Raw genomic sequence first — 12,337 nt, forward strand, 5'->3', positions numbered from 1 at the left:
AAAAGCTTCCTTTCTAGATAAAATGTAAAAAATGCAGCAAGGGCATTACAAAAAGGATGCTGTCGAAACGGTCGAGAATGCCACCATGGCCGGGCAAAATCGTTCCAGAATCTTTCACATTAAAATGCCGTTTTAAAGCAGACTCCACCAAATCGCCCATTTGGCCGAATATGGAAGCCACAATTGTGACACCGATCAAGAGTAGGACAGGCTTATTCAGGTCGATAAAGTAATCGAAGAGCAAAGCGATCCCGATTGCCCATATAATGCCGCCCACAAACCCTTCCACCGTTTTTTTGGGGGAAATCTCAGGCCATAACTTCCGTTTGCCGATTTTTCGGCCGGTAAAATAAGCACCTGAATCCGTGAACCAGACCACCAGGAAGGCATACACCAAAAAAGCCAGGTGTACTTCTCTCGTTTCGATTAAATAAAAGAAACCCATCCCGATATAGAGTGTGCTTAAAATGGCGAATGCTGCATCATCAAAGGTAAAACTGTTTTTCACCACTACAGTATGTATTAAAAGCAGAATGACTGCTAAAAAAGCAAACTCCACTTTCACATAGCCCGTCCACTCAAAAAGCAGATCGGACCATTTATTAGGCAGCATAAAAGCATAAAGGGCCATCAGTGAAATAAGCCCTGGCAGGCTCCACAGATTGCGCCCTTTCATCTTTAATAACTCTTGAAAACCAATTGTAGCGAGAACGTACATGAGCAAAGTGAACGGAATGCCTCCGATGATAAGAAAAGGGATGAAAAGAGCTGCTGCAATTATTCCGGTGACTATTCGTTGCTTCAATTTGCTTCTTCTCCTTTCAGCCCTCCATATCGGCGATTCCGTTTTTGGTAACTCTCGATCGCCTCAAGCAGTGATTCCTCGCTGAAGTCAGGCCATAAAGTTTCGGTAAACCACAGTTCTGTATAAGCCAACTGCCACAACATAAAATTGCTCAGACGGACTTCGCCACTGGTCCGGATCAACAAGTCCGGTTCAGGCAGCTTACTGGTCATGAGTCCTTCTGAAATATGCTCTTCACTTATATCTGAAACATCCAGCGTTCCGGCTTCAATCTGTGCTGCAATGTTCTTCACAGCATCCACAATCTCTGCCCGACTGCCATAGTTCAATGCAAAATTCAAAACCAGTCCGGTGTTGTTTTTGGTTGCCTCTTTCGCACGCTTTATCGCTGTCAGCGTGTGAGCAGGCAAATTATGATGATATCCCATCATTTCGACACGCACATTTTCTTCCACCAATTCAGGCAGGAATGTGGACAAAAACTCTTCGGGGAGGCGCATCAGGAAATCCACTTCCATCTTGGGCCGTTTCCAATTCTCTGTCGAAAATGCGTATAACGTTAATGTATCCACCCCGAGATGGTTGGCTAACTTTGTAATTTTCCGAACCGTTTTCATTCCTTCATGGTGTCCTGCCACACGCGGAAGGGACCTCTTTTTCGCCCACCTGCCGTTACCATCCATAATAATGGCGATATGTCCCGGAACTTCCTCTTTTAATATGGAAATCAAACGATCTTCATCCTGCGGAATCGTATAGGGTGTACGTCTTAACAATTTATTGAGCATAATTAATCCTCCACATATTACAAATCGGCATGTCTATTGCTTATCATATCAAAAAAAATAGCATTGTGCGCCTATTTTCATGTTGGCTGCCATTTTTTCCGCATGAAAAAGCGTCCTGCTGTACAGGACGCTTTACTGCCAAAGAAGTTCTTTTTATACTTCCATAATTTCTTTTTCTTTGTCTTTAGCGATATCATCAATTTTCGAGATATTGCTGTCAGTCATTTTTTGAATATCATCCGAATAACCGCGTTGGTCATCCTCTGTAATTTCGCTGTTTTTTTGAAGTTTTTTCAAATCATCGTTCGCATCGCGACGGATGTTGCGAATAACGACTTTCGCTTCTTCCGCTTCCCGTTTCACTTGCTTCACCAGCTCTTTTCGACGCTCTTCTGTAAGCGCAGGAATCGCAAGACGAATCACCGAGCCATCATTGGAAGGACTTAAGCCCAAATCCGATTTCAAAATGGCTTTTTCAATATCTCCCAGAACCGTTTTATCGTAAGGCTGGATGACAATCAAACGGGCTTCCGGTACTGAGACTCCAGCAACCTGGTTGATCGGTGTAGGTGCTCCATAATAGTCGACTGTCAATTTATCCAAGATGGCAGAATTGGCACGCCCTGCCCGGATGGAAGAAAGATCACGTGAAAAAGCTTGAATTGCATTATCCATTTTTTTCTTTGCTTCGTTGATTACAGTTTTCGGCATTATAAAGTTCTCCTCACTACTGTCCCGATTTTGTCACCGAGTACAGCTCGTTTTATATTTCCATTTTCCATTATTGAGAATACTACGAGTGGGATGTCATTGTCCATACAAAGTGTAGAAGCAGTTGAATCCATCACTTGCAATCCTTGCTGGATCACCTCGAAGTAAGACAACTCTTCATATTTGATAGCTGCTGAATCGGTTTTCGGATCGGCTGAGTAAACACCGTCCACATTGTTTTTAGCCATCAGAATGACGTCTGCTTCAATTTCTGCTGCGCGAAGTGCCGCTGTTGTGTCAGTAGAGAAGTATGGATTACCTGTTCCTGCTGCAAAAATGACGACCCGTTTCTTCTCCAAATGGCGAATGGCTCTCCGACGGATATAAGGCTCAGCAACCTGGCGCATTTCAATAGAAGAAAGTACACGTGTTTCAACGCCTTGCTTTTCCAGGGAATCCTGCAACGCCAATGAATTCATGACAGTTGCCAGCATGCCCATATAATCTGCCGTTGCACGGTCCATTCCCATTTCAGAACCGATCTTGCCTCTCCAAATATTGCCGCCACCGACGACCACTGCGACTTCCACTCCGAGGTCAACGACTTCTTTCACTTGGTTAGCCACAGATTTGATGATTTCAGGAGACAACCCGAATCCTTTTTCTCCTGCCATCGCCTCTCCACTAAGTTTTAGTACAATGCGATTATATTGCTGAACACTCATCGGTACCCTCCATTACACTTTTATTGAAAAATAGGGAACACATTCTTGTGTTCCCCAAGATAAATCCTATAGTACTGCTTACTTTTTGTTTACTTGGCTCATAACTTCATCAGCAAAGTTATCTTCACGTTTTTCGATTCCTTCGCCAACTTCATAACGGACAAATTGTTTTACTGATCCGCCAGTTGAGGCTGCGAAATCACGAACTTTCTGGTCAGAGTTCTTAACGAACGCCTGATCAAGCAAGCAAATGTCTTCGAAATATTTGCCAAGACGGCCTTCAACCATTTTTTCAACGATTTTTTCTGGTTTTCCTTCATTTAATGCCTGCTCTGTCAACACTTTGCGTTCACGTTCCACTTCTTCAGCAGAAACCTGGTCACGTGAAATGTATTGAGGGTTCAATGCAGCGATATGCATCGCGATGTCGCGTGCAGCCTGCTCATCTGTTGAATTCTCAAGTTGAACCAATACACCAATCCGTCCGCCCATGTGAAGGTAAGGACCGAAAGCATCATCGTCTGATTTTGTGAAAAGTTCAAAACGGCGCAAAGTGATTTTCTCACCGATTTTCGCAATTGCATTTGAAATGTGGTCTGCCACAGTAGAACCGTTCGACATTGTAGACGCATTAGCCTCTTCAATTGTTGCCGGCTTTACAGAAAGCAAATGGTCGCCCAGTTCTCTGACAAGCGTTTGGAAACCTTCGTTTTTCGCAACAAAGTCAGTTTCAGCATTCACTTCGAAAATCACAGCATCGTTTCCTTGCACTGTAATAGAAGTCGTTCCTTCTGCTGCTACGCGATCCGCTTTTTTAGAAGCGCTTGAAAGTCCTTTTTCACGCAGGAAATCCAAAGCCGCTTCCATATCTCCGTCTGTTTGCACTAAAGCTTTTTTGCAGTCCATCATACCTGCACCAGTTTTTTCACGCAATTCTTTTACCATTTGAGCTGTAACTGCCATGATTAAATTCCTCCTTAGGATGTCATTGATTTCTCAAAAAAAGGTGATAAGTGGGTTTCGCCGCTTATCACCTGTAATGCCTGTGAATTACTCAGCAGCTTCAGCTGGAGCTTCTTCATCTTCTTCCGGTTTTGACTCAAGCAAAGCATCCGCCATTTTACCAGTTAGTAGTTTAACCGCACGGATTGCATCGTCGTTTGCAGGAATAACATAATCGATTTCATCCGGGTCACAGTTTGTATCAACGATACCTACGATCGGAATGTTCAATTTCATTGCTTCTGCTACTGCAATGCGTTCTTTACGAGGGTCAACTACGAACATTACGTCCGGTAGACCATTCATATCACGAATTCCGCCAAGGAATTTAACAAGGCGTTCATGTTCTTTTTTCAGTTGCACTACTTCTTTTTTCGGTAGAACTTCAAAAGTTCCATCTTCTTCCATACGCTCGATTTGCTTCAAACGGTTTACACGCTTTTGGATTGTACCAAAGTTTGTAAGTGTTCCACCCAACCAGCGTTGGTTGATGTAGTAGTTGCCAGAACGTTCTGCTTCTTCTTTGATTGCGTCCTGTGCTTGTTTTTTCGTTCCGACGAATAATACCTTACCGCCTTCTTCGCCCACTTGTCTCATGAAGCTGTATGCTTCCTCCAATTTGCGGACTGTTTTTTGAAGATCGATGATGTAGATACCGTTACGCTCAACGAAAATATATTTTTTCATTTTCGGGTTCCAACGGCGAGTCTGGTGGCCAAAGTGTACACCAGCTTCAAGCAATTGTTTCATAGAAATTACTGACATGTGTGTTTCCTCCTAATAGGTTTTTTTCCTCCGCATTTTTCTTCTCTGAATCGCTACTTTTTTCAAGCACCTGCAAAACAGATCGAAATGCGTGTGTATTTAACACCGTTTGAAATTATACCACGGTCATTGACGGTACCGCAAGAAGTTTCTCTTAAATATATACAGCTAAATTGAAGTGAATATAGGCAAAAAAAAGAAGCCGGAAAAACCCCGGCTTCTTTTTTAAGTTATTTAATTCATTTTCAGCTGTTCAAGTTCAGTAAGGAATTTTGTGTTCAATACTTTGATGTATGTCCCTTTCATCCCAAGCGAACGTGATTCAATTACGCCTGCACTTTCCAATTTGCGGAGCGCATTGACGATAACAGAACGCGTAATGCCGACACGGTCAGCGATTTTTGATGCAACAAGTAATCCTTCATTGCCATCCAGCTCTTCAAAGATATGCTCGATCGCTTCCAGCTCACTGTAAGACAGGGATGAAATCGCCATTTGAACAACCGCTTTGCTGCGCGCTTCTTCTTCGATGCGATCGCCTTTTTCACGGAGGATCTCCATTCCGACAACCGTTGCACCGTATTCGCCCAGGATTAAATCGTCATCGTTGAATTCTTCATTGACTCGTCCCAGAAGAAGTGTGCCCAGGCGCTCCCCGCCACCGATGATAGGCACGATGGTGGTCAAGCCATTTTTGAACAGTTCTTTTTCTTCCACTGGGAAGATTGTATGTTCACTGTCGATATCCAGGTTTACTGAAGTTTCGTTTATATTGGAAAGGTTTTGCGTATATTCGATTGGGAATTGACGCTCTTCCAACATCCCTTTCATGCGTTCGTTTTCGATTTGCTGATTGACCGCATAACCGAGCACTTTCCCTTTACGGCTGACTACGAACGCGTTGCATTCGATAACTTCGCTTAATGTTGCAGCCATGTCTTTAAAATTAACCGGCTTACCTGCTGCTGCCTGCAGCATGGAATTGATTCGTCTTGTTTTTCCTAATAAATTCATATAAATGAACCTCCTACAATTTACTACCTTATTTATTCAATATTCTAAAGGTTTTTAATATTTTTTGGAACTAATATCACTCAATCTAGAGAATAAATTGTGACAAATCTTTGTTTTTCGCCACATTTTCGAGTTTTTCGTTCACATATTGAGGGGTAATGTCAATTTGTGCAGGAGAAATCTCGGATGCCTCAAAAGATAAGTCTTCCAATAATCGCTCTAAAATCGTATGCAACCTACGAGCTCCGATATTGTCAGTTTCCTGGTTTACTTCATAAGCGATTTCCGCCAGTCTGACAATTGACGCATCAGTGAAGTTTACCACAACTCCTTCTGTTTCGAGAAGCGCTTTGTACTGATAAATCAATGAATGCCTGGTTTCTGTCAAAATTTTAACAAAATCTTCAACTTCCAGTTTCTGCAACTCGACACGGATCGGAAAACGCCCCTGCAATTCAGGGATCAAGTCAGAAGGCTTGGACATGTGGAAAGCGCCTGCTGCAACAAATAACATATAATCCGTCTTCACCGCTCCATACTTTGTCGATACGGTTGACCCTTCCACGATCGGCAATATGTCACGTTGCACCCCTTCCCTTGATACGTCCGCCGATGAGGAACTGTTTTTGCTTGCCACTTTATCCATTTCATCGATAAAAATAATACCATGCTGCTCGGAACGCTCAATTGCCTGCGCTGCCACTTCTTCGTCGTCCACCAGCTTTGCTGCTTCCTCGGCAGTCAGAATTTTTCGTGCTTCCTTGACTGTGAGGCGTCTCTTCTTCTTTTTCTTCGGCATAAGAGAAGATAGTGCATCCTGCATATTGGCTCCCATTTGTTCCATTCCCGAACCTTGCAGCGCGTCAAACATCGAAGGGGCATTTTCTACTACTTCGACGGTTACCCATTCATCTTCCAATTTGCCTGCCTTTAAATCGGCAGCGATTTCCCGTCTTTTCACACGAACTTCCACTTCAGGAGTCGCATCGTCTTCTTCAGATTCCATTTTTTGGCCAAACAACATTTCCAGCGGATTCTGGTTGTTTTGTTTTTTCTTCAGCGACGGAACAAGAAGTTTCACGATACGTTCATTCGCCAGCGTTTCGGCCTGTATCTCCACCGCTTGGAATTTTTCTTCTCTGACGATCCGGACAGCTGCTTCCACAAGATCACGGACCATCGATTCTACGTCACGGCCAACATAACCGACTTCCGTGAATTTGGTGGCTTCGACTTTGACAAAAGGAGCCCCCGTTAATTTCGCAATGCGCCGGGCAATCTCCGTTTTTCCGACACCCGTCGGCCCGATCATCAAGATATTTTTCGGAATGACTTCATCCCGCAGCTCTTCATCAAGTTTGCTTCGGCGATATCGATTGCGCAACGCAGTGGCAATAGAGCGCTTCGCTTCTTTTTGACCAATAATATAGCGATCCAAATGATCAGAAATCTGTCTTGGCGTTAAATCTGATTGTGGTCTCATTTTGGCAATTCCTCCAATATGATTTGATGATTGGTATAGACACAGATGTCAGCAGCCGTTTCCAAAGCCGATTGGGCAATTTCTGAAGCAGTCAATTTATCCCCTGCATATTTTTTCAGGGCACGGCCTGCCGCCAATGCGTAATTGCCGCCGGAACCGATCGCCAGTATACCATCGTCCGGCTCAATCACTTCTCCTGTTCCTGAAACAAGCAGCAATTCGTCTTTGTTCATCACGATCAACATCGCTTCCAGCTGCCGCAGCATTTTGTCACCGCGCCACTGCTTCGCCAGCTCGACGGCTGCCCGCTGAAGATTTCCATTGTACTCGGTCAATTTCCCCTCAAACATTTCAAAAAGAGTGAAGGCATCCGCCACCGATCCGGCAAATCCAGTCAATACCTGGCCATTGAATATTTTTCGTACTTTCCTGGCTGTATGTTTCATCACGACTGCGTTGCCGAATGTGACTTGGCCATCCCCTGACATCGCGCATTCTCCGTTATGTTGAACAGCGAATATAGTGGTTGCGTGAAATTCCTGCATCGTAAAAACCCCTTTCTATGCTCTTGGGTGAGATTTCAGATATGTGTTTCTTAAATGTTCTTTTGTTACATGGGTATAGACTTGTGTAGAGCTCAAATGCGAATGGCCGAGCAGCTCCTGCACCGTCCGCATATCCGCTCCATTATTCAATAAATGCGTAGCGAATGTATGACGGATCATATGGGGGTAGATGGCCGAATTGGCGGAGGCTTTTTTCATGCATTCCGTCAAGATGTGGCGCACCCCTCTGTCAGTCAACGGCTCTCCCCGGCTGTTTACAAACAATGACACATGCTCCCGCTGTTTCATCAGTTTAGGACGGGCTTCCTCAATATAACGTTCCAGTGCTTCGGACGCGAATTCTCCATACGGAATATATCGTTCTTTCCGTCCTTTTCCCATTACTTTCACAATCTGCATTTGCCGGTCCAGATCCTGCATCCGAAGTGAAACACATTCACTGACCCGCATTCCAGTCGCATAAAGCAACTCCAGGAGGGCCGTGTTCCGGATGGATAATTTGTCTTCCCCCTGAACGGAGACAAACAACTGTTCAAGTTCTTCCTCATAAAAAAACTGTGGGAGCCGTTCCTCTTTTTTAGGGTGGAACAAAGAGCGGAAGGCCGCTTCGCTTAACCCAAATTCCCGGTTAGCGTACCGGAAAAAAGAACGGATGGAAGAAATCTTCCTTGAAACTGTTGCCCTGGAAAGTTTTTCCTCATATAGTTTTGTCACGTAATTTCTGGCATGCAAATATTCCACTTCTTCGATGTTCGGCACTCCTTCTTCGCTGAGGAACAGAAAAAAAGCCGCCAAATCCTGTTCGTAATGGTGGACAGTATGTTCAGAATAATTCTTTTCGAGTTGGATATAACCCATAAACGAGGTAAGCATTTTTTCTTTCTCCACGCAAAGCCCACCTTTCCACAATTACAAAAGCCTCTAAATTATAACAACATTTAGAGGCTTTAAGCAATTAAACAGTCACTGTATTCATATAATTTCGAATCGATGCAAGTGCTCTTTCGGCATGCTTCTCGGCGCGCTCCTGTTTCGATTTGATGCGTTGTCCCAAATCCGGAAACAAACCAAAATTGATGTTCATCGGCTGGAAATTCGATCCATCGGCTTCGGTAATGTACCGGGCCATGCTCCCCAGAGCTGTTTCAGCAGGAAAGACATGGAGCTCTTCGCCAAGCGCCAATTTTGCTGCGTTCAGCCCCGCCAACAAGCCACTGCCTGCAGATTCCACGTAACCTTCCACACCGGTCATCTGTCCTGCAAAGAAAATTTCCGGATTTGCTTTCAATTGATAAGTCGGCTTCAAAACTCTTGGCGAATTGATGAACGTATTGCGATGCATAACGCCATAACGGACAATTTCCACATTTTCAAGGCCCGGAATCAACTTCAGAACCTCTTTTTGAGGACCCCATTTCAAATGTGTCTGAAAGCCGACAATGTTGTAAAGTGTTCCGGCAGCATCGTCCTGCCGCAATTGAACAACTGCATATGGACGCTTTCCTGTTTTCGGATCCTCCAGGCCAACTGGCTTCATCGGTCCAAACGTCAAAGTCTTTTCTCCTCTGGCAGCCATTACTTCAATTGGCATGCAGCCTTCAAAGTAAATCTCTTTTTCAAACTCTTTCAACGGCACCACTTCAGCTTCTACCAGAGCGTTGTGGAAACGTTTGAACTCTTCTTCCGTCATCGGACAGTTCAGATAAGCGGCTTCGCCTTTGTCATAGCGGGATTTTAAATATACTTTATCCATGTCGATGCTGTCCTTTTCGACAATCGGCGCTGCTGCGTCATAGAAGTACAGGTAATCCTCGCCAGTCAATTGGCGCACTTTTTCAGCAAGCGCTGGAGAAGTTAAGGGGCCTGTCGCGATAACTGTAATGCCTTCCGGGATCTCCGTTACTTCTTCATTGAACACTTCAATCAACGGGTGGTTACGAACTTTCTCTGTAACAGCACCCGCAAATTCGTGACGGTCCACCGCAAGGGCGCCGCCTGCCGGAACTGAAGCGCGGTCTGCTGAATCGATGATCACTGAATCCATATGACGCATCTCTTCCTTGATCACGCCGACAGCATTGGTCAGAGCATTCGCGCGAAGAGAATTGCTGCAGACCAATTCAGCAAATTTATCGGTATGATGAGCTGGCGTCTGCTTTACAGGCCGCATTTCATATAGACGCACATTGACTCCCCGTTTGGCGATTTGCCAAGCCGCCTCGCTTCCAGCCAGGCCGGCACCGATTACGTTTACATATTTCGTCATATCAAACACCTCTATCAATTATTGAACTTCTTCTTTATAGTCGCAATTTGTGCAGTTGATTTGAACTCCTTTTTTCACTTTCTTTTCAACCAGCAACTCATTGCATTTCGGACATGGCCGTTCAATCGGTTTATCCCAGGAAACAAAATCACATTCCGGATAACGCTCGCAGCCATAAAATATTCGTCTTTTCTTGCTTTTCCGTTCCACGATTTCGCCTTCTTTACATGTCGGGCACTTCACACCGATGTGCTTGACGATCGCTTTCGTGTTCCGGCAATCCGGGAAATTGCTGCAAGCCATGAACTTGCCATAACGGCCCAGTTTGAAAACCATCGGTGAACCGCATTGTTCACAATCTTCACCGGCAGGTTCGTCTTTTATCTCGACTTTTTCCATTTCTATTTCGGCCACTTTAAGGTCTTTCTCGAATTCCCGGAAGAAAGTATCGATAATATTGCGCCATTCGACATCGCCGTCTTCTACACTGTCGAGATCATGCTCCATCTTCGCTGTAAATTCGATGTTCAGTATATCAGGGAAAAATTCCGATACCAGTTGATGGACTATTTCTCCAAGTTCTGTCGGAATAAACCGTTTGGCGTCCAATGTGACATAACCACGTCTTTGAATGGTATCCAAAGTCGGGGCATATGTTGAAGGACGGCCTATTCCCAATTCTTCCAGCGTACGTACAAGTCGCGCCTCCGTAAAGCGGGGCGGCGGTTGTGTGAAATGCTGCTTCGGATTGATTTCCAGCGCTTTGACGACATCGCCTTCGGACATTTCCGGCAAAATATTATCTTTTTCTTCTTTTTGGTCATCTGTTCCTTCGATGTACAATTTCATGAAACCGGGAAACTTCACTTGAGATCCATTTGCGCGGAACACTGCTTCTCCATTCTGCAGTTCAGCCATCACCGTATCCAGGACAGCAGGAGACATTTGGCTCGCGACAAAACGGTCCCATATCAATTTGTACAGACGATGCAAATCGCGTGACAGAATACTTTTCAACGATTCAGGTGTGCGCAGTACACTTGTCGGCCGAACCGCTTCATGGGCATCCTGCGATTTGGCGGATTGCTTGCCTGCTGCTTTGCTCGTTACATATTCTTCTCCGTATTTTTCAGAGATAAACTGGATGGTATCATTTTTTGCTGTTTCTGAAATGCGTGTTGAATCAGTCCGCATGTAAGTGATCAAACCGGTGATGCCTTCTTTTCCGATAGAAATACCTTCATACAACTGCTGAGCAAGCATCATCGTCTTTTTGGCGCGGAAATTCAATTTGCGGGCCGCTTCCTGTTGAAGGGATGAAGTTGTGAAAGATGGAGAGGGGTTTCTTTTTCTCTCTTTTTTAACTACCCGGTTTACCGAAAAGTCATTTCCTTTCATCGTGGCCATGACGGCTTTTACATCTTCTTCGTTTTTTAATTCTATTTTTTCGGAAGCATTTCCGTAAAATTGAGCCTCAAATTTCTTTTTGTTCTTTTCGAATTCTCCTGTGATTGACCAGTATTCATCCGGCTCAAAGTTTTTGATTTCATTTTCCCGATCGATGATTAACCTCAGGGCGACTGACTGGACGCGTCCTGCAGATAATCCTTTTTTCACTTTTTTCCATAGAAGCGGGCTTATGCTATAACCAACCAAACGGTCCAAAACGCGTCTGGCCTGTTGGGCATCCACTAAATCCATGTCGATCTTTCGAGGATGTTTAAAAGAATCCTTGATGGCATCTTTTGTAATTTCATTGAATACCACCCGGCTTTCAGTATCTTCATCAATGCCGAGAGCATTGGCCAGGTGCCAGGCAATCGCCTCCCCTTCTCTGTCGGGGTCAGCTGCCAGAAAGACTTTTTTCGCTTTTTTTGCTTCTTTTTTCAATTCCTGCAAAATCGGGCCTTTGCCTCGAATGGTAATATAACGGGGTTCATAATTATTTTCAAAGTCTATTCCCATTTGGCTCCGGGGCAGATCACGTAAATGTCCGAGAGAAGCACGAACTTTATACTTTTTCCCCAAATACCGCTCAATTGTCTTCGCTTTTGCAGGCGATTCGACAATCACTAAAAAATCCGCCATTCATACTCCTCCTTGTAGAGGTTTCTTAAAACGTAACATATGTTGGTTAATAAGAATTACCTGTGCAAAATGTATAACAGTTTTTATAGGAATGCAAGGTTTTTTGTCTCATGCACTTTTTTTA

At 44.4% G+C, this 12,337-nt stretch carries 12 protein-coding genes; all 12 read right to left on the reverse strand.

The window, feature by feature from the left end:
- Positions 1–13 precede the first annotated feature (13 nt).
- The 12 genes from EEX84_RS04040 to topA all read right to left on the reverse strand — a co-directional run bounded on the left by EEX84_RS04040 (position 14) and on the right by topA (position 12,213).
- Complete coding sequence (locus EEX84_RS04040; protein WP_123164302.1) at positions 14–805, reverse strand: phosphatidate cytidylyltransferase; 792 nt, start codon at positions 803–805, stop codon at positions 14–16.
- Complete coding sequence (locus EEX84_RS04045) at positions 802–1,593, reverse strand: isoprenyl transferase (RefSeq protein ID WP_123164303.1); 792 nt, start codon at positions 1,591–1,593, stop codon at positions 802–804. The genes EEX84_RS04040 and EEX84_RS04045 overlap by 4 nt, the downstream gene beginning before the upstream one ends.
- Positions 1,594–1,746: 153 nt before the next feature.
- Positions 1,747–2,304: a ribosome recycling factor gene (gene frr / locus EEX84_RS04050; protein ID WP_123164304.1), complete on the reverse strand. Its 558-nt coding sequence runs from the start codon at positions 2,302–2,304 to the stop codon at positions 1,747–1,749.
- Positions 2,304–3,029 carry a UMP kinase gene (gene pyrH / locus EEX84_RS04055; protein ID WP_123164305.1) on the reverse strand — a complete coding sequence of 242 codons (726 nt, stop codon included), beginning with the start codon at positions 3,027–3,029 and terminating at the stop codon, positions 2,304–2,306. The genes frr and pyrH overlap by 1 nt, the downstream gene beginning before the upstream one ends.
- A gap of 78 nt (positions 3,030–3,107) precedes the next feature.
- Complete coding sequence (tsf, locus tag EEX84_RS04060) at positions 3,108–3,992, reverse strand: translation elongation factor Ts (protein ID WP_123164306.1); 885 nt, start codon at positions 3,990–3,992, stop codon at positions 3,108–3,110.
- 87 nt (positions 3,993–4,079) lie between these two features.
- Positions 4,080–4,796 carry a 30S ribosomal protein S2 gene (rpsB, locus tag EEX84_RS04065; protein WP_123164307.1) on the reverse strand — a complete coding sequence of 239 codons (717 nt, stop codon included), beginning with the start codon at positions 4,794–4,796 and terminating at the stop codon, positions 4,080–4,082.
- Between the two features lie 234 nt (positions 4,797–5,030).
- A complete protein-coding gene (gene codY, locus EEX84_RS04070) occupies positions 5,031–5,810 on the reverse strand; it encodes a GTP-sensing pleiotropic transcriptional regulator CodY (RefSeq protein ID WP_123164308.1) in 780 nt (259 codons plus the stop codon).
- Positions 5,811–5,895: 85 nt separating this feature from the next.
- The gene (gene hslU / locus EEX84_RS04075) at positions 5,896–7,293 is read right to left on the reverse strand and encodes an HslU--HslV peptidase ATPase subunit (RefSeq protein WP_123164309.1); all 1,398 of its coding nucleotides are present in this window, start codon (positions 7,291–7,293) and stop codon (positions 5,896–5,898) included.
- On the reverse strand, positions 7,290–7,838 hold the full coding sequence (gene hslV, locus EEX84_RS04080; RefSeq protein ID WP_123164310.1) for an ATP-dependent protease subunit HslV: 549 nt from the start codon (positions 7,836–7,838) through the stop codon (positions 7,290–7,292). Before hslV ends, hslU begins: the two co-directional genes overlap by 4 nt.
- A gap of 15 nt (positions 7,839–7,853) precedes the next feature.
- Positions 7,854–8,732 carry a tyrosine recombinase XerC gene (gene xerC / locus EEX84_RS04085; RefSeq protein WP_192892918.1) on the reverse strand — a complete coding sequence of 293 codons (879 nt, stop codon included), beginning with the start codon at positions 8,730–8,732 and terminating at the stop codon, positions 7,854–7,856.
- 82 nt (positions 8,733–8,814) lie between these two features.
- The gene (gene trmFO / locus EEX84_RS04090) at positions 8,815–10,125 is read right to left on the reverse strand and encodes an FADH(2)-oxidizing methylenetetrahydrofolate--tRNA-(uracil(54)-C(5))-methyltransferase TrmFO (RefSeq protein WP_123164312.1); all 1,311 of its coding nucleotides are present in this window, start codon (positions 10,123–10,125) and stop codon (positions 8,815–8,817) included.
- Between the two features lie 18 nt (positions 10,126–10,143).
- Positions 10,144–12,213 (reverse strand): type I DNA topoisomerase, encoded by a 2,070-nt coding sequence (gene topA, locus EEX84_RS04095; RefSeq protein WP_123164313.1) that lies wholly within the window; start codon positions 12,211–12,213, stop codon positions 10,144–10,146.
- Positions 12,214–12,337: the final 124 nt, after the last annotated feature.

This window comes from Planococcus salinus (genome assembly GCF_003719725.1).
GTDB lineage: Bacteria > Bacillota > Bacilli > Bacillales_A > Planococcaceae > Planococcus > Planococcus salinus.